General features: G+C 37.7%; 26 protein-coding genes. 12 read left to right on the forward strand and 14 right to left on the reverse strand.

What is annotated here, in order from left to right; translation table 11 throughout:
* Positions 1 to 193: 193 nt before the first annotated feature.
* From COE25_RS01375 to COE25_RS01400, 6 genes are all read right to left on the reverse strand, one after another.
* A complete protein-coding gene (locus COE25_RS01375) occupies positions 194 to 580 on the reverse strand; it encodes a glyoxalase superfamily protein (RefSeq protein WP_098930575.1) in 387 nt (128 codons plus the stop codon).
* A 19-nt stretch (positions 581 to 599) separates the two neighbouring features.
* Positions 600 to 1,925, reverse strand: a complete 1,326-nt coding sequence (locus COE25_RS01380; protein ID WP_098930340.1) for an ABC transporter substrate-binding protein — start codon at positions 1,923 to 1,925, stop codon at positions 600 to 602.
* A 26-nt stretch (positions 1,926 to 1,951) separates the two neighbouring features.
* Positions 1,952 to 3,535 carry a response regulator transcription factor gene (locus COE25_RS01385; RefSeq protein WP_257208675.1) on the reverse strand — a complete coding sequence of 528 codons (1,584 nt, stop codon included), beginning with the start codon at positions 3,533 to 3,535 and terminating at the stop codon, positions 1,952 to 1,954.
* A complete protein-coding gene (locus tag COE25_RS01390; RefSeq protein ID WP_098930345.1) occupies positions 3,510 to 5,306 on the reverse strand; it encodes a sensor histidine kinase in 1,797 nt (598 codons plus the stop codon). Before COE25_RS01390 ends, COE25_RS01385 begins: the two co-directional genes overlap by 26 nt.
* Positions 5,307 to 5,462: 156 nt before the next feature.
* Positions 5,463 to 7,052 carry a response regulator transcription factor gene (locus COE25_RS01395; protein WP_098930347.1) on the reverse strand — a complete coding sequence of 530 codons (1,590 nt, stop codon included), beginning with the start codon at positions 7,050 to 7,052 and terminating at the stop codon, positions 5,463 to 5,465.
* Entirely contained in the window at positions 7,049 to 8,872 is a 1,824-nt protein-coding gene (locus COE25_RS01400) for a sensor histidine kinase (protein WP_098930349.1), read from the reverse strand. The genes COE25_RS01395 and COE25_RS01400 overlap by 4 nt, the downstream gene beginning before the upstream one ends.
* Before the next feature lie 211 nt (positions 8,873 to 9,083).
* On the opposite strand from COE25_RS01400, the gene COE25_RS01405 reads away from it, so the two are divergent.
* The 3 genes from COE25_RS01405 (at position 9,084) to COE25_RS01415 (ending at position 12,267) form a co-directional block, all read left to right on the forward strand.
* A complete protein-coding gene (locus COE25_RS01405; RefSeq protein WP_098930351.1) occupies positions 9,084 to 10,052 on the forward strand; it encodes a carbohydrate ABC transporter permease in 969 nt (322 codons plus the stop codon).
* The gene (locus tag COE25_RS01410) at positions 10,052 to 10,879 is read left to right on the forward strand and encodes a carbohydrate ABC transporter permease (RefSeq protein WP_098930353.1); all 828 of its coding nucleotides are present in this window, start codon (positions 10,052 to 10,054) and stop codon (positions 10,877 to 10,879) included. The genes COE25_RS01405 and COE25_RS01410 overlap by 1 nt, the downstream gene beginning before the upstream one ends.
* Before the next feature lie 89 nt (positions 10,880 to 10,968).
* Positions 10,969 to 12,267, forward strand: coding sequence for an ABC transporter substrate-binding protein (locus COE25_RS01415; protein ID WP_088085645.1), 1,299 nt, complete (start codon positions 10,969 to 10,971; stop codon positions 12,265 to 12,267).
* Between the two features lie 58 nt (positions 12,268 to 12,325).
* On the opposite strand, the gene COE25_RS01420 is transcribed toward COE25_RS01415, so the two are convergent.
* Positions 12,326 to 12,730, reverse strand: coding sequence for a globin domain-containing protein (locus COE25_RS01420; RefSeq protein WP_180247395.1), 405 nt, complete (start codon positions 12,728 to 12,730; stop codon positions 12,326 to 12,328).
* A gap of 232 nt (positions 12,731 to 12,962) precedes the next feature.
* Here COE25_RS01420 and COE25_RS01425 point away from each other — a divergent pair, with 232 nt between their 5' ends.
* Both COE25_RS01425 and COE25_RS01430 read left to right on the forward strand, forming a co-directional pair.
* Positions 12,963 to 13,310, forward strand: a complete 348-nt coding sequence (locus COE25_RS01425) for a DMT family transporter (RefSeq protein WP_088085643.1) — start codon at positions 12,963 to 12,965, stop codon at positions 13,308 to 13,310.
* Between the two features lies 1 nt (position 13,311).
* Positions 13,312 to 13,626 carry a DMT family transporter gene (locus tag COE25_RS01430; protein ID WP_088085642.1) on the forward strand — a complete coding sequence of 105 codons (315 nt, stop codon included), beginning with the start codon at positions 13,312 to 13,314 and terminating at the stop codon, positions 13,624 to 13,626.
* A 174-nt stretch (positions 13,627 to 13,800) separates the two neighbouring features.
* Here the strand turns inward: COE25_RS01430 and COE25_RS01435 are convergent, their stop codons facing one another.
* From COE25_RS01435 to COE25_RS01445, 3 genes are all read right to left on the reverse strand, one after another.
* Entirely contained in the window at positions 13,801 to 14,190 is a 390-nt protein-coding gene (locus COE25_RS01435; protein ID WP_098930357.1) for a VOC family protein, read from the reverse strand.
* A 21-nt stretch (positions 14,191 to 14,211) separates the two neighbouring features.
* Positions 14,212 to 15,612 carry a hypothetical protein gene (locus COE25_RS01440; RefSeq protein ID WP_098930359.1) on the reverse strand — a complete coding sequence of 467 codons (1,401 nt, stop codon included), beginning with the start codon at positions 15,610 to 15,612 and terminating at the stop codon, positions 14,212 to 14,214.
* A gap of 694 nt (positions 15,613 to 16,306) precedes the next feature.
* A complete protein-coding gene (locus COE25_RS01445; protein WP_098930361.1) occupies positions 16,307 to 16,534 on the reverse strand; it encodes a hypothetical protein in 228 nt (75 codons plus the stop codon).
* A gap of 267 nt (positions 16,535 to 16,801) precedes the next feature.
* Between COE25_RS01445 and COE25_RS01450 the strand changes: the two genes are divergently transcribed.
* Positions 16,802 to 17,326, forward strand: a complete 525-nt coding sequence (locus COE25_RS01450; RefSeq protein ID WP_098930363.1) for a DinB family protein — start codon at positions 16,802 to 16,804, stop codon at positions 17,324 to 17,326.
* A gap of 236 nt (positions 17,327 to 17,562) precedes the next feature.
* Positions 17,563 to 17,988 carry a VOC family protein gene (locus COE25_RS01455; RefSeq protein ID WP_098930365.1) on the forward strand — a complete coding sequence of 142 codons (426 nt, stop codon included), beginning with the start codon at positions 17,563 to 17,565 and terminating at the stop codon, positions 17,986 to 17,988.
* Positions 17,989 to 18,071: 83 nt separating this feature from the next.
* Here COE25_RS01455 and COE25_RS01460 read toward each other — a convergent pair whose 3' ends face one another.
* The 3 genes from COE25_RS01460 to COE25_RS01470 all read right to left on the reverse strand — a co-directional run bounded on the left by COE25_RS01460 (position 18,072) and on the right by COE25_RS01470 (position 20,192).
* Entirely contained in the window at positions 18,072 to 18,677 is a 606-nt protein-coding gene (locus COE25_RS01460) for an exonuclease domain-containing protein (RefSeq protein WP_098930367.1), read from the reverse strand.
* A gap of 222 nt (positions 18,678 to 18,899) precedes the next feature.
* Positions 18,900 to 19,472, reverse strand: coding sequence for a TetR/AcrR family transcriptional regulator (locus COE25_RS01465; RefSeq protein ID WP_098930369.1), 573 nt, complete (start codon positions 19,470 to 19,472; stop codon positions 18,900 to 18,902).
* Positions 19,473 to 19,484: 12 nt separating this feature from the next.
* Complete coding sequence (locus tag COE25_RS01470) at positions 19,485 to 20,192, reverse strand: MBL fold metallo-hydrolase (RefSeq protein WP_098930371.1); 708 nt, start codon at positions 20,190 to 20,192, stop codon at positions 19,485 to 19,487.
* Positions 20,193 to 20,382: 190 nt separating this feature from the next.
* Between COE25_RS01470 and COE25_RS01475 the strand changes: the two genes are divergently transcribed.
* The 5 genes from COE25_RS01475 (at position 20,383) to COE25_RS01495 (ending at position 23,067) form a co-directional block, all read left to right on the forward strand.
* Complete coding sequence (locus COE25_RS01475; protein ID WP_210427106.1) at positions 20,383 to 20,706, forward strand: ArsR/SmtB family transcription factor; 324 nt, start codon at positions 20,383 to 20,385, stop codon at positions 20,704 to 20,706.
* Positions 20,690 to 21,145 carry an SRPBCC family protein gene (locus COE25_RS01480; RefSeq protein WP_098930373.1) on the forward strand — a complete coding sequence of 152 codons (456 nt, stop codon included), beginning with the start codon at positions 20,690 to 20,692 and terminating at the stop codon, positions 21,143 to 21,145. The genes COE25_RS01475 and COE25_RS01480 overlap by 17 nt, the downstream gene beginning before the upstream one ends.
* Positions 21,146 to 21,198: 53 nt before the next feature.
* On the forward strand, positions 21,199 to 21,588 hold the full coding sequence (locus tag COE25_RS01485; protein ID WP_098930375.1) for an SRPBCC family protein: 390 nt from the start codon (positions 21,199 to 21,201) through the stop codon (positions 21,586 to 21,588).
* A gap of 225 nt (positions 21,589 to 21,813) precedes the next feature.
* A complete protein-coding gene (locus COE25_RS01490; protein WP_098930377.1) occupies positions 21,814 to 22,323 on the forward strand; it encodes a DoxX family membrane protein in 510 nt (169 codons plus the stop codon).
* Between the two features lie 234 nt (positions 22,324 to 22,557).
* Positions 22,558 to 23,067: a DoxX family membrane protein gene (locus tag COE25_RS01495; RefSeq protein ID WP_098930379.1), complete on the forward strand. Its 510-nt coding sequence runs from the start codon at positions 22,558 to 22,560 to the stop codon at positions 23,065 to 23,067.
* Positions 23,068 to 23,127: 60 nt separating this feature from the next.
* Here the strand turns inward: COE25_RS01495 and COE25_RS01500 are convergent, their stop codons facing one another.
* Positions 23,128 to 23,349 carry a hypothetical protein gene (locus COE25_RS01500; RefSeq protein WP_098930381.1) on the reverse strand — a complete coding sequence of 74 codons (222 nt, stop codon included), beginning with the start codon at positions 23,347 to 23,349 and terminating at the stop codon, positions 23,128 to 23,130.
* Positions 23,350 to 23,430 lie beyond the last annotated feature (81 nt).

A 23,430-nucleotide genomic window follows, 5' to 3' on the forward strand; every position in this document is an offset into this window, starting at 1 on the left:
CTGGCAAGGTTTTGTCTTTCATTACCTCTATGATAGACAAATCTCCGGGCCACTGGCGAGGTTTTGTCTTTCATTACCTTATAATAGACAGATTTCAAGACCACTGGAGGAAAGTTTTGTCCTTCGGAACCCTCATAATAAACAGCCCATGGAGCACAAGGGAGATTTCATGCAAAAAAACTCTCCTAGTTCCTTAACTAGAAGAGGTGCTCTCAAAAAATATTATTCTATTGCCAAACGGGTCATGAATGCATAGTTCTACGGTTTTCCATGGAGTTTCTTCGATGCCAGGACGGGTGTACTTATAATCCTTTGAAAGAAGCTGTGAATGAAATGACTTGATGTTCCCCACTTCAATCCTCACCGCTGCACCTGGACAGCAATCACCATGATGCTCAGAAAGATGAATGATACAATTTTGATAGGATATTTGCATATACAACGGCATATTTTCCCCAAATCGATGCTCCCAAACCAGCACAAATCCCAGAAAACTCAAGTAAAACTCTTTGGCTTTAGATTCATCAAATATACGAAGGATTGGTGTGAGACTTTTCATGGTTATTTCAGGTTTATTCATGTAAATCCCTGCCCCCAATTTATTGAATTTCTTTAAGCCCTGCATTGATTTTTTCTACAGCTTCCTTCGCCGAAGTTTTAACATCCTTCCCGCCGATTCCAACATCCTCAAATAATTTCCTTATTGCATCACTAACAACCGGATACGCAGGAGTAACCGGGCGGTTCCTTGAATATTTTTGCGTTTGCTGTAAGAAAATGTTCTTAGGATATTCGTTCAGCTCTGGAAAATCTTTTGCTACAGAGTATCTTGCAGGAACATCACCTGTTATGGTTACATACTTTTTCATTCCTTCATAACTTGTCACATATTTAATAAACTTCCAAGCTTCCTGTGGATGTTTTGATTTAGAGGTGATTCCGAGCGCCCATCCTCCATTTGGAACAAACTGATACTTATCCTTTGGCAGTGGCGTTACTCCAAAATCTTCTCCCAGCTTGAATTCAGGGTGATTTTTTTCCAAATCTGCAAGTGTCCATGAACCAAGCACAGTCATCGCAAGTTTGCCTGACTCAAACGCAGCTGGGGGTAATTCAAATGCCGCAACAGCATTTTTATGATATAAATCTTGAAAAAATTGAAGGGCATCTAACGCTTCTTTTGAATCTAAATATCCACTTGCCGTAGTTCCATCGGGGCTTAAAATATTAGCACCAAACTGCCAAAGTAGCGGTGTTTTAAAATAAGCAGGAGATTCTCCATCATTAAAACTCTGTGCCGGGTCAATACCGATCACATCTTTTGCAGGATTATTTACTTTTTTAGCAATCTCTAATACCTCATCCCATGTTAATGGGTTTTTGGGATCTTCAGATGGATAAGGGATACCGGCATCTTTAAATATATGTCTATTGTAATATAAAGCAATACTTGACTCGACAATCGGTGCAAGGTAAATTTGACCCTTATAACTTAATCCTCGCAAGGTAGAGGCAGGAATATCATCAATCTGCCCCTCCTTTCTCATAAATGGATCAATTGATAATAACGATCCGGTATTTGCATAAAGAGCAAGAGTAGGACTGTCAATCGTCAAAATATCCGGAGGGTTTCCTGCAGCAAGTTCTGTCCGCAGTCTTATTTCATAGTCACTGTATGGAATCGACTTCATATTCACCGAGATATCGGGGTTTGCTTTTTCAAAAACAGAAACTAATTCTTCAAATGCTTTATTTTCAGCCGTATTTCCACTATTTCGCCAAAACGTCAACTCAGTTCGTTCGGAACTCTTTGATTTTTCCGCTTTCTCTTTTTGGGTGCTACCAGAGAATGTATCAAAAAAGGACAACGCATACACTAAAATACCCAAAAGTATAATTGCAAAAATAGTGAACCATTTTTTCATCTACATTCCCTTTCTTTCTTGAAAACTTAAACATCTAAGGCATTACGGAATTCAACAGGGGTTTGTCCAAAGTGTTTTTTAAAAACAGTACTGAAATATCCAGAGTTAGAAAAGCCAACTAAGTTTGCTACATCAATGATTTTTAGTTGCTTATCTCTTAAAAACTCCCGGGCTTTGTCCATTCGTAAATTCACCAGATAATCACTAAAATTCTGCCCGACATAATTTTTAAAGGTTTCAGATAAATGAGCACTATTGATATGAAAGAGTTCCGATAATAAGGTAAGTGAAATTTCACTAGCGTAATGCTGGTCCAAATAGTGCCGAACACTATCCACGATTAATTTCCCGTTCGAAAAGCGTGCCGTACGTACTTTTCCAATAATCAATTGGGCTAATTGAAGGAGGTTTTCAAGCACTTTACTTTGCGAATTAAGTTCCCAGATACTTTGTTGGCAATTCCAAATCATTTTTTGAATATCTTTCGTTTCTATATCATATTTTTTTGCCAGCGCCCCTAACAAAAATAACACTCGATTGGCAGCAAATGAAAAGGACAAAATCGATTGGTTTCCATTCCCTTGTAATAATAGTTGAATATTTTCCTTAAATGCCTCGAAATGAACATTTTCAATCGCATTTGTTAACTTTCTTTCAAAATCAGGTGAAAACTCAAATTCTTCTTCTTTGGTTATCGCTGCATCAATCACCTGTGATTGCGAGCCAAGTTGACTTTGACTCCAAGCAAGCAAACTAGAAATATAACCTGTCTTAAAGCTAGCTAGACCCTTGACAACATTTCCGATTCCAATCACCGTTTCTAAACTCAACAACCTTTTCACATTCTGTTGTACCCTTTCAACCAAACTAGAAGGACTATTTATATCTATTCGTATTAGAAAATGAACCATATTAGCATAGCTAGGGTCGTAAAACGAATAAGTTCCTTTATTCTCTTTTGAGATCTCTTTGCATAACATTTGGAAAGGAAGCCAGAGCTCCTTTAATCGATTTGGGTTGCCAAAACTCTCTCTAATTTCCACGCTGACAAATTGGACGTCTGCGTTCTCATTTACAAGTTCCTCGAGTTGTAGCTGACGCAGTCTTTCGATGACGAAATTAAGCTGTAACCATTCCTCTTTAACTAAATAGAGCAAGTATTGTTCCTGCACTTCTTGGAGCTGGGTAAGAACAAGTTGACGCATCTGAGCCGTTTCAACTTGTTTTCGCCGCTCTTCCTCAATTTCTTTACGAATTTTTCGTAATGCTTCTACTAATTCATCTGGGGCTACCGGTTTTAACAGATAGTCTCTAACCCCTTCCTTCATGGAACCACGTACCAATTCAAAATCGGAATAACCCGATAATACGATTACTTTTACTCTTGGAAATTCCTGCTGACATCGTTTAGCTAATTCAAGGCCATCCATAATGGGCATCCTCATATCTGTAATGACCAAATCAATATCCATGCAACCAAGCAATTCAAGTGTATCTTTTCCGTTGGAAGCTTCACCAACAATTTCAAAACCTTCTTCTTCCCAGTTCACTTTCATTCGTAAGCCTTTACGAATTTGGATTTCATCATCCGTGATTATGACCTTCATCATGTATATCACCTCTATCAAAATTTATACATAATGTAATCCTCGTGCCTACATTCTTTTCAGATTCAATCTGATAGGAAAAGCGCTCTCCGTAGTAAAGCTTTAATCGGCCAAGGACATTCTTTAGACCAATGCTGTTTCCTTTGCTCGCTAGGACACTAATGGTTTCATTCTTTGTTTCTTCACTCACTAAGTCTGATATCACTTCTTCAGACATGCCAATTCCCTTATCTTCTAAAACTATCTTTATTTGATTATTCGCTTTTTTCGTTTTAATAAAAATTTCAGCCGTGGTCTTTTCTATAAAACTATATTTGACGGCATTTTCTACGAGCGGTTGGAGGATAAATTTAATAATAGAGAGATTTCTTGTCTCCGGATCCTCCACAATATCAATCGTGAGGGCGTCCTCATATCTCACCTTTAAAATGTCGGTGTAGCTGCGAATATAGCTGATTTCTTCACCTAACCTCACGACGTCATTTTGTGTATTCAATGAATACCTCATCATCCGGCCTAAGTAGATGCTTACGTTCATGACCTCTTTATTCTTGCCCTGAACAGCTAATCCCCCAATGATTTCAAGGGTATTGTTCAAAAAGTGAGGATTGATTTGTAGTAATAAGGCCTTGTATTCTGCATCTTTTCGACGGATGTTGGCTTCATATTCTGTTTCAATTAAATTCTTCAATTGATCGACGGTATGGTCGAATACTTTAATCACATAACCAACTTCATCATTAGACGATTTAATGGTTGGCATAAAGCGTTTTGCACCTAAAAAATCCCCATGCTCGATAAATTTCATCGCTTTTGCTAGTTTTCCTAAAGGGCTTACGATATTGGATGAGAGCATGAACGACGCAAAGATTGTTATTAAAAACACAATTGCACTAGTAATAAGTAAGTTCCGCTGTAGAATATTAACTTTTGAGAATAAGTCAGACTTGGTCACTTCACTGACAAGAATCCAATCACCAACTGCTAACTTTTGAAAAAAAACAAAGTATTTGTCTCCCTGATAATCAGTTTCTAATAAACCTTTTTGTTTTGTATTATTCTTTATTTTAGTTAAACTATTTTTTAATACCCTTTTTGGGGTATCGATTTTCCCCTCTAATACATTTGCTCCCTGCTGATCCAATAAATAAGCATGTCCATTTTTTCCGATCGTGATTTTTCGTAAGGCTGTTTCTAGCAAAGATGAAGGGAAATTAACCTTTATAAATCCGTATGAAACAACCGTATTCAAATCAACGAGGGGCAAAATATAACTATTACTATTTCCTTGTGCTGGCATATATGGATCAATATGTGATTTTACAAATCGTTGTTCATTGATCGTAAAGTCTTTAAACCAATCTAGGTTGTGTAAGTTGGGGTTATTGCCCCATGCCCCCTCACCATTATTCAGAACGACTGAGATAGACATACCATTTGAATTGTTCACCATCATTGATGATAGCATCATTTTCAGTTGATTCTTCTGTAACAAGCTCTGTTCTTTCGGTATATTTGCATCCTTTTTTTCTAACTTTAACCACTGCTGAGTCGTTTGATTGACAAGGACCTGTTTTCCTAAATCCTCCGCCTGCGTTGTAATCGAGTCAATATAGAGCGAGTACTGATCCATTGCTTCTATTGTTAACTCCTGGGTTTGATCTTCAATAATGGATGTAAACCAGCTCGGGATTATCATCGACAAAATGATTAATGGAATTGTTAACAAACAAGTAAAAATAATAAATAGGCGATTGCGTAAGGAAAAAAACATGGTATCCCCCCAAACAAAAAAGAAAACCCTTACATTCAAAGGCTCAATCAATAAGTTTTGACTATTAGTATCTATTCAATTTAACATATCCCCTATCAACTTACCACGGGTTATTTCATACCATAAAAATGAGCAGAAGCCGGATTCCGGCTCTGCTCATCTCTGATTCATATAGGCTTCACGATATTCATTCGGAGTAATGCCCTCAACCTTTTTAAATACTTTGCGAAAATATTTGTCGTCTTGATACCCGATCATAGTAGCAATTTCATAAATTTTTAACTGGCTGTTTTTTAATAATGTTTTTGCCTTCTTCATCCGAAACTTCACAATATAATCGGATATATTGACGTTAAATTCTTGTTTGAATTTTCTCGAAATATATTCTCGACTGATATAAAAATGCTCGGAGATCTCTTGCAGTTTTACATCCCGATCGAAGTTCGCTTGCAAATACTTTTCAATATCATAAATGATGTTACTATGTTTTTGAAGGGTTCCTTTCTTAACTTTTTTCAAAAAGATAGCAATCTCTCGTTTCTTTCTCTCTTTGTATTCTCCAAGCATAAAGTGACCATTTACATCAAAAAATAAATCAATTCGTTTTTCGATGTCTTCTGCTGCTTTCACAGGTAGATTATAATGCTTAAACCATCTATTGCTGATCACCAAATATTCATTTTCTAAATGGAATAGCTGTTTTAATGATAGAAAGTGGTTTTCTGTAAAATCAGACTCGATTTGGTTGATTACTTCAACAAAGGCCCCAATCTCCCCAGCTTGTACAGCCATTTCTATACTAGCAGAGTAGTCCATAAGGTTCCTTAATCCATGACTTGGAAGGTCCTCGATCACATGGACGCGAGTTTCTCTATCATCCAAAATATTACGATTAAAAAATAATTGCTTAGCATGACGATAGGAATCAATTAAGCTGGAACTCCCATTAACCAGTTTACCTAAAACAATCGGACAAGAGATATTCATTGTACCTCTTAGCATCTTAAAGATTTGTTTTAAAAGTTCCCCTAATTGCTCAAATTTGTTCCAAAAGATAATCACAATTTCGCCTTTATTGGATAAGTAACGAAATCCAATTCCACATTCATTTTCCATCATAATTTCGTTAATGACGTTCAAAATCGTAAAGTAGGCTAAATCTCGATCTCCTTGAAATACCTCGATTGTTTTTCCATTAATCCGAACAAGGGCTACTTGATAATTGTGAGACGGATGAATTCCAAAATCCTTAAACAAATCTCCCTTCAGATTATCGCCATTTACTAGCTGGGTAAGCTTGCGGTCTCGATAAACCGGCTTCATTTCATTGATTAATTGAGAGCTGCTTTCTTTTCTCTCCCTGTCCAAAGCTTCTTTTTTCCATTCATCCACAGCTGTTTCCAACGTATGATTTAAGATTTCAGGATCAATCGGCTTTAAGAGATAATCTGAACTTCCGAAATGAATGGCTTTGCGCATGTAGTGGTAATCATCATAACCTGTCACAACAATAGTTTTGCTGGTGGGCTGATTTTCTTTAATCCATTCTAACAGGTTGACGCCATCCATTTTTGGCATTTTCATATCTGAAAAAATAATCTCTGGCTTATACTTTTGAATTAAATGTATCGCTTCTTCTCCATTACCGGCTTCATAAATTTCATCAATTCCGTTTTGTTCCCAATCACCCAGGATCTTAATTCCTTCGCGAACGTGCTTTTCATCATCGACGATTAATGCTTTCATGAATGCTCCACCTCTTTTTGCATAACCTTTGGAAACTGAACGGTCACAGAAAATCCAGTTTCTTCATTACTGTTAATAGTCATGTGTGCTTGATTAGCGTAATAAATCTGTAATCGGTCATATATATTTTTTAAGCCAATCGTTTCTCTATGCTTCTCTTCTTTTGACACACCATGATATAATTCCTGCCTGATATTTTTCAACTGTTCTTCATTTGCGCCTATTCCATTATCTTTTACAGTAAGGCAAACCAACGCGTCGTCCTGAACACTCGCCTCAATTTGAATAAATGCTTTTCCTACCTGCTGATCAAAACCATGCTTAAAACAATTTTCCACAATTGGCTGTAAAATCATTTTCGGTATTAGTATTTCTTGGACTTCTTTTGGGACATTTAATTCAAATTCAAACTGCTCGTCAAAGCGTTGTTTTTGTAACAATAAATAGGATTTAACATGCATCAGCTCTGAAATAAAAGGGACAATGTCTTCCTTCATATTCATACTGTATCTCATGATTTTCGATAATGAGGTGAGTAAGGAATAGACAGGAACGGCTTTCGATTTTAACGCCAAAGTACCAATCGATTGAAGGGCGTTATATAAAAAATGCGGGTTAATTTGTGACCGCAATACGCGCAGCTGTGATTCTTTATTTTCTATATCTAATTTATATTCTCGCTCAATTAAATCATTGATTTTCGCAATCATTACTTTGAAATGCCTTCCCAACATCCCAATTTCATCATTTCCTAAGGAATCAAAATCTGCCTCAAATTCACCTTTTTCTACTTTTTTCATGTTATCAATTAATACTTTTATCGGTGCGGTTATCTTAAATGAAACAAACATGGTTGCGATTAGCACAAAAATGAGAGTCACGATACCGATCAAAATATTGATCAATGCCGTTTCTCTAGCCCCTTGATAGAGTACATTGTAAGGAATTCGTTTCACGATATACCAATTCTTGTAGGGAGCGGGGAACTTATCGTGAACAATCACACCTGAGAATTGTTTATCCTTCCATTCCGTACTTTTACTGGAGGCAGACTCCTTTTTTACTTTCCCAAACCACTTTTCTTTATTTTCTTTGCCGATCATTGATTCATTGGAGGAGTATATTATAACTCCTTTTTCATCCATAATGTACAAGTCTTCCATGTCCTTTGTATATAAGCGGCCGGCAATCGCACCTATTTTGGAAAGATTAATATCAATAGACAAAAAGCCTAATAGCTTGTCTGACGGTACGTCACGAAGGATGTTATGAAAGCTTAGGACATTTTTCTTTTCCGAGTTTGGGATAACCGATATATTGTTATAACTATACATTTCATGGGGCGGTTCAATAACAGAAAAAAGGCTGTTATATCGATTTAAACGTGCATAATAAGGATGCGAAAAGATACTCTCATACTTTGCTCTGCCGCTAATTCTAGAATGATAATTGGTATAGGAATCCTTCCCTTTATCAATGTAAATGTGCATTTGTTCAATCTCAGGTCGTGTATTAAATAAATAAGCAAGAGCTCGTCGAACTTCTTCCTGATTAGTATTTAAATTCTGTGATAGCCCATCCCTCATCACATTCATAAAGGGCGTATATCGGTAAAGTACGGACGACATCTGGGCCACATCTTCCAAATAAACAGTTAGTTCGTCTTCACCTTTGACAATTAGGTCATGATTGGTTGAAACAAAGCGATTATTAAGAGACTTCGTTGTTTGGTAATAAGTAATCGCAATCGAACTTCCAAAAGGCAGAACCGTTACTAGTATTAAAAATATAATAAGCTTTTTACGAATTCCCCACTGCATATCATCTTGGTTAGTTATATGAAAGAAATAGATCTAACCTTCCTCCAATTAATGAATTTTCTCCATTGTAACAACTATCTGTATCCATTCCTAGGGCATATATTGACTTGTCAATAGTAATGACTGTTCAATATATTCCACCCTACTGGTCAATGTAAGCCGTTTCATAATTTTTATTATTCTCTAAAATGAAATTATGGAGGTGCAGGTAATGAATAGTCAAAGTAAGGTGGAAAAAGTTGAATCCTCAGTATTAGTAAATCCAAAAAACGTAGCAGTATCGAAGTCAGTATCCTTAAATAAAAATAAGAAACTGAAAGATGCAGGATTATTTGCTCTATTTGTAGGACCCGTTTTTTTAGCTTTTATGCTCATTGTTCTGATCCCTTTCTTTACAGGAATTTATTATGCCTTTACAGACTGGAACGGAATCACAGGGGAAGTCAAATGGGTTGGCTTGGACAATTTCAAGTATATCTTCACCGAGGACAAGCAATTCCTAGCTTCCTTCAAACTTACAACGAAATATACAGTCGTTGCCATTATTTTAACAAATGCGATTGGGTTTGGATTAGCGTTACTTGTCACCCAAATGCTAAAAACACGAAATATTTTACGTACAGTTTTCTTCATGCCTAACTTGATCGGTGGTCTTTTATTAGGATTTATCTGGCAGTTTATTTTTGTCAAAGGCTTTGCCTCCATCGGTGCGCTTACAGGTATCCCTCTTTTTGAGTTAGCTTGGTTAGGCGATAAAAATACCGCCTTCTGGGGAATTGTGATTGTCAGTGTATGGCAAGGTGCAGGCTACATTATGATTATCTATATCGCAGCATTACAGAACGTTCCTCAAGAATTAATTGAAGCAGCGAAAATTGACGGTGCAAATAGGTGGCAAATTCTACGTCACATTACTATGCCACTCGTGGCACCAGCCGTAACCATTTGTTTATTTTTAACAACGGCATCATCCTTTAAGGTCTTTGATGCTAACCTTTCCTTGACGAATGGTGGTCCATTCAAGTCAACAGAAATGTTAGCGCTTAACATTTATACAGAAGCATTTGTTAATAACCGCTACGGTATTGGTGGAGCAAAGGCATTAATCTTATTCCTTGTCGTTGCAGCTATTTCGGTCATTCAAGTGACGTATTCGAAGAAAAAGGAGGTTGAGTCTTAATGGGAAACAGGTACACAGGAAAGACATTTATTGTTGAAATCCTTGCCATTCTACTCGGTCTAGCCTTTTTAGTTCCTTTCTATTATGTTATTGCAAACTCCTTAAAGCCTTTTGCTGAGATTTTATCTAACACATCGGCCCTGCCGTCCGTGCTGCAGTTTGAGAACTATGTGAGCGCCTTCGAAAAACTGAACTATCTAAAGGTATTTTCAAACTCTTTAATCGTTACAATTGCGAGTAATGTTGTTCTGGTTATCTTTTGTTCGATGGCGGCGTACATGCTGGTCCGAACAAAAAAGAAGATCAGTAACGTGATTTTCATGATTTTCGTTGCAGCGATGATTATTCCGTTTCAATCCATTATGATCCCACTCATTAAAACAGCCAGTACCTTTGGACTTTTAAACAGCGTATGGGGCCTTGTCATTATGTACTTAGGCTTTGGGTCGGGGATGACTATATTCTTGTATCACGGGTTTATCAAAGGAATTCCGGTCGAACTTGAGGAGGCAGCAATTATCGATGGCTGTTCAAGGTTTGGCGTATTTTGGAGAATCGTTTTTCCACTATTAAAACCGATTACGGTTACGATCGTCATTTTAAACAGCTTATGGATTTGGAATGACTTCTTATTACCATCACTTGTTCTTCAGGATCCGGAATTAAAAACGATTCCATTAGCAACGTTCTCCTTCTTTGGACAATATACAAAGCAATGGGATTTAGCACTTGCAGCATTGGTTATGGGCATCATTCCGTTGTTAATCTTCTTCTTTTCGATGCAAAAACACATTATTAAAGGGATTACCAGCGGTTCAATAAAGTGAAATATACGTGGGGAACAACCTCTGCTATCTGATTGACAGATAGCAGAGACTAATATAAAAATAGATTTTATTAACAGGAGGGAATTATAATGGGGATCAAAAAATATTCTTTACTTGCAGGTGTACTATCCGCTTCACTTCTATTAGCAACAGCTTGTTCTAGCGACAGTGCATCTAGTGATAAAAAAAGCAGCGGTGGCAAAGATGGGAAAGTAGTTGTTGATCTTTTTAATGGGAAAGTTGAAATCGCTGACCAATTAAAGGCATTAACAGACCAATATACAAAAGAACATCCAGAAGTTACCTTTAATATTGAAACAGTGGGCGGTGGCGCAGATGGTTCTGCAGCCTTAAAAGCAAAGTTTGCTTCTAACAAAGCTCCTGATATCTTTGGTAATGGCGGTTATCAAGAGGCACAAACATGGAAAGATAAATTTGAAGATTTATCCGATCAGCCTTGGGTAAAAGATGCCTATGAGAGCGCATTACTACCTATGACAATCGATGGAAAAATTTATGGTCAACCTGTTAATATGGAAGGCTATGGTTTTGCTTACAATAAAAAGTTATTTGCAAAAGCCGGTATTACCGAAATACCAAAAACATTCACAGAGTTAGAAGCTGCATCGAAAAAACTGAAAGCTGCCGGGATTACACCTTTCTCAGTTGGCTATGCTGAATGGTGGGTTTTAGCAAACCATGGTCTTAACGTTCCGTTCGCTTACCAACAAGCGGATGACGAAAACTTCATTAAAGGTCTAAACGAAGGTACAGCAAAAATTGAAGGCAACAAATACTTCAATGACTACTTTAAGCTTGTAGACCTAACGATTAAATATGGTAATAAAAATCCATTAACAACTGACTACAATACAGAAGTAACACAATTTGCCAACGGCGAAACAGCAATGATTCAGCAAGGTAACTGGATCCAGCCGATGCTGGATAAATTAAATCCTGGCATGGAAGTTGGTTTCATTCCATTGGCACTGACTGATGATGCAGCACAAGCAGATAAATTAATGGTTGACGTACCAACAAACTGGGTAGTTCATAACAAAGCTCCTGAAGCAGATAAAAAAGCGGCAAAAGATTTCTTAAACTGGATGGTTTCATCTGAAGAAGGTAAAACAGCATTAGTTAAGGAATTCAAATACATCCCTGCTTTTAAAACAATTGAAGCAAAAGCAGAAGATATTGGACCACTAGGTGCAGAACTTCAGAAATACTCTCAAGAAGGCAAAACCTACTCTTGGCAGTTCATGAAATATCCTGATGGTGCAGGTCAAGAATTCGGTGCTTCCCTTCAAGCCTATGTTGGCGGCCAAAAATCTAAAGCAGAAACAGAAAAAGCTCTAGATGCAACTTGGGCTAAGCTAAAGAAATAGTATTTAAGTCAAAGGCTCCTCTCAATATGAGAAGAGCCTTTTATCATTTAACTAGTTCTTATTCATGGTCCGGGCTATTGACCATAATTCCAGCCACTTGCGTTAACCGGTCATAAAAGGCCTGCCCTGCTGGTTCTTTATCAAGTCCAATTTCTTCAAATGCTTCCTTCATACAGCGAAGCCAGCAGGAGGCTCTTCTCGGTGTTACTTCAAATGGCAGATGCCGCCCTCTCATTGCTGGCGGACCAAATTCCTGGCTATAAAGGGCTGGACCCCCTAAAAACTGTGGGAGAAATATCCTCTGCTTGCGCTTAATTTCTTCCATATCCCCTTCAAATAATGGTCTTAACTCTGGGTCAGCATATACTCGCGGATAAAAGGTATTGACCAGTTTATCAATTGTTTTCTGCCCGCCTATTTCCTCATATATTGATTTAAATTTGTATTCCAATTTCGTCACCATCCACTTTTATTTTTTTCCCTATTTTTGATTATTATAAAGTTAAAGCGGAAAGATTTTTGTGATTGATATCACAATAAATATAAAAATACATAAATTCCCACGCGTTGAAAAGGTGTTTAAAACAACTTTCTAAAAAATTGTGGTATCCTAATATAATATGCCGGTTTCATATTAGTATTTAATCGGACCATTTTGGTTTATAGTACAAGCGGTCTTTCAAGAGGTGTAAAGAATGAATAAGGCCTGGATTTACGTTGGTTTAACCTGTTTGTTTGAATTAATTTGGGTATACGGATTTAATGAGGCACAAACGTGGTGGCAGTGGGCGATCGTCGTTGGAGTTATTTTTTTAGACTACCATATTCTACCTATGGCATGCGAGACTCTCCCCACAGGTACTGTTTATGCGATATTTGCCGGTATAGGGACAATTGGAACGGTGTTAATGGATATATACCTTTTTGGGGAAAGCTTTAGTCCTGGGAAAGCTTTTTTTATCTTGACCATTGTCATTGGCGTCATCGGATTAAACCTCTCGGACAAGGAAGATGAAAAAGCAGCCGTAAAGGGAGTTGCCTAGTATGGGCTGGGTTTTTGTCTTTTTAGCAGCTGCAAGTGAGGTCGCCGGTGCTGCTGGACTCAAATTATACAGCCAGCAAAAAACGCTCCGAAATGGTGTTCTATATATTGGCGGGTTCGGCGCATCACTGGCTTTTTTATATGTGTCATTTCAGTTTCTTCAACTAAGCATTGCCTATGCCGTTTGGGTCGGAATCGGAACGGCCGGTGCTGTCTTTATTAATATGTTTCTTTTTGGTGAATCAAAAAACCTTGGGCGCATCATTAGCGTCATTTTAATTATTATAGGCGTTGTCGGCTTAAAGGCATTATCTTGAAGGTTAATAGTATCCGTACCCCTAAGCGGAAATCCTTAGGAAGGTACTTTCTAAGGAATAAGCCTAATTTCTAGAGTAATTAAAATAAAAAAGGGATGGATAATTAAATAATTACCATCCCTTTTAGACCAATTCTCTTATTTCTCTTTTTACAATTAAAGTTGTGTGTCATGTTTATTCTTCTGGTGCTACTAACTCCACTTTGATTCGATCAGGATCTTCGAAAAAAACAGCATAATGAGAATCTCCTCCGGCAAATGGATGTTTATCCTGATAAAGAATGATTATCCCTTTTTCCTTTAATTGTGTTGTTATTTGATTAACCTGCTCTCTTGATACCGCATGAAAAGCTAAATGGTTAAGGCCAACTCGTGAGCGATGGTAAGGAACATCTAGAAAACGTTCTTCCGCCTGAACAAAAATGATATAAGTTTCTCCATGTTTCCAACTGATACCAGAATCCCACTTCTGGTATGGCTGGTATCCTAACTCCGTTAAAAACCACTCCCAAAACTCGATAGTTTTGCTTAGGTTGGAAACATAGATTTCTAAATGGGACAGCATGGCTTCTAGCTCCTTTTTGGCTTATCTGATTTTCCCTAATTCCTCTAAAAATGCAGGCCGTCTCATGTACTTTTGTCTTAATTCTCCGATCAGCTTATGTGAATGAATCGTTCCACAAGCATTTTTGTAGGTTTTTATGATTGAACAAACCGAACGATATTTTTTTCGATCCGTAGCCTCCTCCGCCGAGTATTCAATATACTTAATAAAAAGGTTGTTTACTTCTTCTAGATATTCCTTAATTACATATGGATAAAGGTCCTTTATAGATGAAATATGATTTTGACAATAGTTTAAAAGCTCATCAGACAAATTTTCCTCTTTTAATATTGAGAGGTACACAGAGGGCTGGTACTCCATCTTTTTAAAATCATCAACAAGCTTTTTCAAAGTAACATCCCATTCATTTGATCCATATAATTCTTTTAGTTTTAAATAATATGTAAATTCATTTTTGAATAATAGTTCCCTCGCTAACTGCTTTTGTTGTTCTATATCTCCAAGTAATTCACTGGCTTGATATCGGTATACCCGCCACTTTTGGACAAGGCCTCGATATTCAGCGTCTGCTTTTTCTCCATCCAAACAAAGTTGAATCACTTTCTTATAGTCGTCTTTTCCTAATTCATTAGCTATTGCCTTTTCACGAAACTCGGTATGTTTGATATTCTCATATATAAATTTCTCAGCAGCATCTACACCATCACATCGTTCAATGATTTCGAACTGTAGCAATTTTATTTGTGTTTTTTCAAATCTATCACTCCAAGATGATTCTGTCTTCTCATAGAGGGATTTTAGCTGTTTTTCTAACTTTTTTCTCAAATCTTTAATAGGAGAATAATAGGTACAAATTTTTAAAAGAGCATAGCGCCAATCACTCCAGCCATTATAATGTTCTTTTAAAGCTTCTTTCACGATCGCGTCAAAAAGCCCCTTCTTCTCTATTTCATTAAAATTGGGCAGACTGGCAATTACTGCATCGTCAATCGTTCTTATCGCCCAATTCATAACGTCACCGATTGAACCATTTGAGTCATCAGAAAAATTAAGCATTTTTACAACAGGTGACAATACAACTAGTGATAGTAAGATTGCACTCTCCCATTCACCTTTATCTACTTTTCCTTGTGCTTTTTGGAGAGTCAGATCTGCACCTTGTAATGCAAGGCCCACGTGACGCCAATCGATAAAACCTTTCCTTTTTGCACTATTAATAGATTCAGTAATAAGCTTTTTCGCTGATGAAATTTCGTCTTTATGAGGAGTGTATTTAAAAAGAAGCTGTTTTTCAATTTCGGGGAAATCATCTGACAGGTCAAGAATAATCCTCATTAATTCTTCTTTATTTTGATTGGTAAGGATAGTTTTTAAATCGATTTCACTTGATCGTGAGGTATTGTTTGGATTAGATGGATTCATGCTTTTCACCTCGTGTGGATTATATATATTAATTGTATCATGTTAAAATTAAGAGCGGCCGAAAATTGGAGGCACAGATTCGCCCATAAAAACACTAAATACGCCCATAGAAGTCCAATATTCGCTCATTGAAACCAAAGATTCGCTCATAGAACTCAAAAATTCGCCCATGGATGGGGAATGCATATAAATAAATTATAAATGTCCAAATATCGTAGTGTAATTTTACACAAAATATGATTTTTATTAAGCTTCTCCTTGAGTTATAACAGAAACTCTTATAATTATTAAAGGGATTTAATAATTCATAATAAAAATACCACAAGTTAGATGCTAACTTGTGGCGACTTTATTTACGAAAATAATTTTTGAAGGATGGATTTAGGTTTTTTCCTCCACTTATTCACTGAGTTCTGAATCCCGTACATTATCACTGATTTACTCATAAATAATATAACCATTTGGTATGGTCTTAATCTACAAAAAATGGACCCACCATAAATGGCATTTCGCCAATTGCAGCCAAGGTAATAACATCATTAAGAACAAAATCATTTAATTCTTTCTCATCTATATGCCATTCCCTTTTCTTTTTAGAATGCGCAAATTGGAAGAATTCATTTATTATTTATACAAAAAAAGGTATTTTTTTCACCTGATTTTGATTTGAAAAATGGATAATTAAAATGAGTGACTATTTTTTTGTATAAAAAGCAAGTCCAAACAATAGCAGAGGCAGCAGACCAGCGAATCTAAACCATCCCTCCGCACCGCCAACATAGAGCGAGATGGTTGGTATAGCAAGGGCAATTCCACTCCACAAAAAGGCTTTCCATGATTTTTTCCAAATACCCCTAACAAAAAGTAGCACGGATGCTCCAATCAATAGCCAATAGACGATTCCTACCAAGAAAAAATCCATTATTTCTCCCCCTGTAAAAAAATTTTTTTATCTATTTATAATATGTCTTATTCACTAAACGGTCCTTTTACTATAGGAAATGATGTGCTTTACTCAGCTTTTTATTAAAAATGCCGGTCATGTAGTTATGAATATTATGATAGGATTATTCTATGCTAGTCCACCTTGTGGGTTTTCTTTTAAAAAAACGAATAATATCTTTGCTGTCCCTCATACCATTAGGATGAGGAGAGTCTGATGTCATGAGATTAGAAGGGAGAAAATGAAATGCTGCAACGTCCTTTAGCAAGTGAGTACCCAGAATACTATAAACCTTATGTGAATCTAGTTCCTGAGGGTAATCTATTAACACTTTTGAAAGAGAATTTGGTCAAAACGATTGAGCTTTTTGAGTCGCTTTCGGAAGAAGATGGCCACTTTCGCTATGCCGAAAATAAATGGAGCATCAAAGAAGTACTTGGCCACATGGCAGACACTGAAAGAATTATGAGCTACCGGCTTCTCCGTGTTGGACGGGGAGACCAGACTGCTTTGGCAGGTTTTAACGAGAATGATTATGTCCAAGGTTCGCAAATTAATAAATTACCAATAAAAAATATTCTCGAAGACTTTATTGCCATTAGAAAAGCTACCCTTTCCTTAATTCAAAACATGCCGGAAGTGGCTTGGGCAAACATTGGCTTTGCCAATAACACAGAAGTCACAGCCCGTGCCATCGGCTACATCATTGCTGGCCACGCACTCCACCATTATAAAATCATCAGTGAAAGATACCTTTCTTTATTGAAATAAACCATGTCATCGAAGTGAAAATGGTGTCAGGCACCACGATTAAAAACCCGTGAGTTTAGTTTTAGCTCATGGGTTTTTATTGTGTTTGGTAAAAATTCACTTGCGAACATTAGTTCCCTGTTTTATAATCAAAATATCGGTAATAATATGAGGTGAGCATCTCTTAGGAGATTGGCTAGCTTATTTCCTATCGAGGATAGCAAAAAAAATACTTTTAAACCGAGGAGAGATTTATTATGACATTACGTTTGATTCCCTATTTAGTGATGGATGGAAATGCGAAGGAAGCGATTCAATTTTACGAAAAGGCTCTGGATGCACAGGTTCTCTTTTCTCAATCTTTCGGTGAAATGCCAGAAAACCCTGAATTTCCAATACCTGCCGAAGCCAAGGATCGTGTAAGTCACGCGACGATCAAAGTGGGTGAAACGGAAGTAATGTTTTCTGATACGTTCCCAGGGCAACCACATCAAAGCGGAAATCAAGTGACTATCTGTATTTCAACGGACGACGCAGACCAGGCGCATAAATTTTTCGAAGCCTTGCAGCAAGGTGGTCAAGTGAATATGCCTCTTCAGGAAACGTTTTTCAGCCCAGCTTATGGTAGTTTAACAGATAAGTTCGGTGTGAACTTTCAAATCTTCACTGAGGGTCGACAATAGATATTTACATACGAAATGAGTGCATAAAAGCCCGGTCCATTTGCGACCGGGCTTTTCCACATTAGTTTCCTTGATTAGTTTTTTTAACCCATTTTAGTTCGCGAAACGGCTGGCTGATATTTTCTCATCGGGGCCTTATCTAGAACTTCTTGCAGATAGAGGTTTCCATTCGGACTTGTTTTCTTGAGCAACTCTAACAGGTATGTAATATCATCTAGAGCTCTATGTGTTTGGTAACTTGTGATGTTATGTGCTTGTAATAGGGTTAATAGTTTCCCATTTGGAAAGCCGTAATTTTTCCAAGGGATGTTTCTCATTGTGCAATACCACTTCAGGTCGTTGACTTCCGGATACATGTGATAAAGAAAGCTTCGGTCAAAAGAAGCATTGTGGGCAAAAACCGAATCGGCACGATGGAAGTAGGTCTTTATTTTTACATCATAAAAGCTTTTCCCTTGAACTAACTCGTAAGGGATTCCGTGAACTCGATAGGCTGTGTCATAATTATTTCTTGCTGAGCGGGAAAGCGGCTCACGCAAAAAGGAGTCTTCATCGATAATATCGATAACCTCGCCGGTATCTGCTCGATAGGAAAATAACTTTAATGCGAGCTCGATTACTTCATCCTTAGTTGGACCTAAACCTGTTGTCTCCACATCTAATACTAAACCCAATTTTTCTGACCTCATCTAAATGATCATCCCTTAATACTAAACTTTATCCCATTATACCAAAGCTTGCCATAGGACTCTATCTCCAAAATGTACCTTCATGTGAATTCTACAGGAGAGGAACGTTAGAGAGTGACCGTGACCGATATTTTTCGATTCGTACGGGCACTGTGATCCTCTCTTAGTTACTATCCTCGGCTTTTTTCCTCCAGCATGGGCACACTACAGACCCGCCATCTATTAGTCCTCCAGCCCAATCCCCGCAAGAAATGCCTTAATAATAATCATAAGACTTTCATTCAAATCCAATGACATCTTGAAACCGCCTTTTTGCTCTAGAGCAGAAAATCCATGTAAAATGCTACGTAAACCCCGGACAGCATGCAAAGCACGCTCCCCTTCTAAATGATATGCCTGCAAAACGCGGACAGAAAGGTCAACGATTTTCGCCCCTGCTTGCTGCACATCCTCATCTTCCGGGTCAGGGGCAAGTAAGGTCGCCTCATAAATCCCTGGGTGCTTTCGGGAAAAATCCACATAGGCCTGGCTAACTGCCAGCACGGCTTCGGTGCCTGACACCTCAATTGCTGCATTTGCCATCACTTCATAAAGCATATCGATTCCGTAAATCGCCAATTTCTTTCTTAATCCAGTGAGTCCATCAAAATGATTATATAAAGAAGGAGGCCGTATCCCCAGCTTCTTTGCTAAGTTGGCCAAGGTAACTTCCTGCACACCATATTGGTCGGCAATCTCTCCTGCTGCTTCGATAATAAAAGATATTTCGAGACCGATTTTTGGTCTTGGTGACATAATAATTACTCCCTATCTTATTTTTCGTTCCAGATTTTTGATTGCATGCTCCATTGAGTTTACAGGATTTATCACGATCTCTCCGTGGCCGACTGCAAGCAATTCAGGCCGATAACTCACTAATTTCCGGGCACTGGACAAGGCGGTTTCCTTACTCCACGTACCAAAAGCCGGGAATGGAAACCAAGCTCTAATATCCCCTGCAACAGCCATTCCACCTCGTGTTTGAAAGGAATCACCTGCAATCAACGCCTTGGTCCGCAAATCTAAAAATGACATGGAACCTGGTGTATGTCCTGGCGTTTCGATCGCTGTTAACGAACCAATCAGGTCGCCTTCCTTCAATAATAGATTGGCCCGCGTTTTTAATTTTTTCGGTACACCGCCCTTAATCGGGGTTTGTACCTCCTGAGGATCAAGCGATCGATCGCCATTCATTAGTCTGTGGTCTCGCTTCGAAATATAAACCGGTACATCTGGCAGCAAGTCTTTTATGGAATCCAACGCCCCGACATGGTCTTCATGTGCATGCGTCAACACAATTTTGGTGATCGGCTTTCCAATTGATTCAGCCGCCTTCATAATGCCTTTGGCACAAAAGCCAAGCGCTGCATCAATTAACGTTAACCCGTCCTCTTCCTCCACCAAATAGCAGTTGACCGGAAAAACATTCGCCAAGAATGTAACTTGATACAAGTACCCATTTTTGATCATCCTCATAGTGACACTTCCCCTTTAACTAATATCATTAGTTTTATATTAACTAATACCATTAGTTTTTCAAGTCCTTTTTTGGAAAAAATTTCAATCCTCTTATGAATTCATATATTCATCTTTTTGCCAAAAGATACTAATATGATTAGCACTTAATTAAGTTGACACTTAATTAAGTGTACGCTAAAATAACGATATGATTGAAAAAGTCCTTCATGCATTAGCAGAACCTAGACGTCGAGATATACTCTATCTCGTTCGTGATGGAGAAATGACCTCCAGCGCGATTGCCTCACATTTTGACATTTCAGCTCCAGCAGTTTCTCAGCATCTCAAAGTTCTCGAACAATCCGGCCTAGTTATAGTTCGGAGAGACGGAACGAAACGGTACTACGGTATTAGAAGGGACGGTTTTTCTGAATTAAAGCAGTATATTGACCGTTTTTGGGATGATAGTTTACTTCGTTTGAAAGAAGCTGCCGAAGAGGAAGAAAGGAGAAAAAATGAATCAGACCAATAATGAAATCATCACAAAAGAAATATTTATTGAAGCCCGCCCGGAAACATTATTTTCGTTCTTTACTGATGCGGACAAAATGGTTCGCTGGATGGGGAGACATATTCTGCTCGAACCAAAAATCGGTGGTAAATATCGAATTGATGTGAATGGCAGCGATATTGCCATGGGCGAATATCTAGAAATTGTCCCTTTTGAAAAAATCGTCATGTCTTGGGGTTGGGAAAAATCAAAGCTCGTGCCACCTGGTTCAAGTAAGGTTGAATTCAAACTGACTCCGAAAGAAAATGGCACAAATTTAGTTTTAACCCATTATGACTTGCCAGTTGAAGAAATCCCATCGCACCAACAAGGATGGTCCCATTACATGCCGCGCATTAAAGATTTTGCAGAAGGCAATGATCCAGGTGTAGATCCATGGTCCGAAATGGCCATGCATTAATTTTTATAAAAAATAAATAACCTTTTCTACTGAATATATTGGAGGAATTAAAAATGACTAAAATAATTCATCAAGAAGTAATTTTCAATGCCAGTCCTGGACTTATATATGAAGCACTTACCGATTCGAAACAATTTAGCAAAATGACGGGAGGTGCACCTACAGAAATCAGTCCCGAAGCTGGTGGTACTTTTTCGTGTTTTGGCGGCATGATTCTTGGAAGAAACATTGAACTTGTTCCAGGTGTGCGAATTGTACAAGCTTGGCGAGTAGCGAACTGGCCAGAGGGAGTTTATTCTATTGCTAAGTTTGAGCTAAAAGAACAAGACTCAAAAACCCTTTTGGTTTTCGACCACATTGGTTTTCCTGATGCTGAAGGAGAACATCTTGCAGCAGGATGGGGAGCGAATTACTGGAACCCTTTAGAAAAATATTTAGGTTAATTCACACGCAGAATGACGTAAAAATGCTTGGAGCATCTCCAAGCATTTTTCTTATTAATTAGGAAGTAATGGAGTTCATGGCCCTGCAATAAAATGTTCACAACTTTTTTACGAATATGTGAAATAGTGAACAATTTACCCTAATTTCAAAATAAGTTTGGTATAGTAAAAATGTAGTTAACGAACAAACAAACAACTAAAATAAATTAACAAGGAGTGTTTCACATGGTAGTAAATTGGTTAAGAGAAAACAAAGTTGCCGCTGGAATTTTAACAGTTCTTCGCTTATATATGGGGTATTCTTGGATTACAGCTGGGTTCCACAAATTATCAGGCGGTTTTGATGCTTCTGGCTATCTAAAAGGGGCAATCGCTAATCCAGTGAAAGGTCCAGACGGTGCGATGGTTTATGGCTGGTATGTTGATTTCTTAAAGCATTTCGCGTTACCAAACGTTGATATTTTTAACACGATCGTCCCACTAGGTGAATTCTTAATCGGACTTGGACTTATTCTTGGATGTTTAACAACTGCTGCTATGTTCTTTGGACTTGTAATGAACTTTTCATTTTTCTTAGCAGGAACCGTGTCACATATTCCAACAGATCTTTTCCTAGGAGCAATTATTCTTTTCTCAGGCTATAACGCTGGTCGCATCGGTCTTGACCGTTGGGTTATCCCATTCATTCGTAACACTGCATTTAAAGGTAGTAAAACTGTAAAGCATAACGTTTAATGCAAGTAAGCAAGGGGAATGTCTTTGATAAGCTCCCTTTTATACAAAACTCTCCAAGAGTCTGGTGAAGGATCTTGTTCGTTTGAAATTTGTTCATAACTTTTTTACAAATATGTGAAACAGTGAACAATTTGCCCTAATTTCAAAATAAGTTTGGTATAGTAAAGTTGTAGTTAACGAACAAACAAACAAACAAACAAACAAATAAAAATAAATTAACAAGGAGTGTTTCACATGATAGTAAATTGGTTAAGAGAAAACAAAGTTGCCGCTGGAATTTTAACAGTTCTTCGCTTATATATGGGGTATTCTTGGATAACAGCTGGGTTCCACAAATTATCAGGCGGTTTTGATGCTTCTGGCTATCTAAAAGGGGCAATCGCCAATCCAGTGAAAGGTCCAGACGGTGCGATGGTTTATGGCTGGTATGTTGATTTCTTAAAGCATTTCGCGTTACCAAACGTTGATATTTTTAACACGATCGTCCCACTAGGTGAATTCTTAATCGGACTTGGACTTATTCTTGGATGTTTAACAACTGCTGCTATGTTCTTTGGACTTGTAATGAACTTTTCATTTTTCTTAGCAGGAACTGTGTCACATATTCCAACAGATCTTTTCCTAGGAGCGATCATCCTATTCTCTGGCTATAATGCGGGCCGCATCGGTCTTGACCGTTGGGTTATCCCATTCATTCGTAACACTGCATTTAAAGGGAATAAAGCTGTAAAACATAATGTTTAATCCAAACAAAAAGCGACGCAGTCTTGGTTTTCCTACCAGATGCGTCGCTTTTTTTTAATCCTAAAAGCTTTTATCTTCTTTTAAACTTTCTTTGTTCATATACCAATTGGTTACCTGTGTAAGGATGGCAAACATGAAAAAGAAATTCATAGCCCAGACATTAATGAAGGGAGCCAACCCGCCAAATTCAATCGTTTCAAGACCTTTTAGCTTCATCACAATCATCGACTCGATAAAAATAAGCACAAAACCAACAACACCAGCAATAGCCGCTCTAATCATATCGTTTCCCCCCAGAAATGATTATTTTTTAATTTATGTAAGTTACGAAAGTAGCATTTTTGACAATTTCGTGAACATCTT

The sequence above is a fragment of the Bacillus sp. AFS031507 genome (assembly GCF_002584635.1).
In the GTDB taxonomy this organism is placed as follows: Bacteria; Bacillota; Bacilli; order Bacillales; family Cytobacillaceae; genus Neobacillus.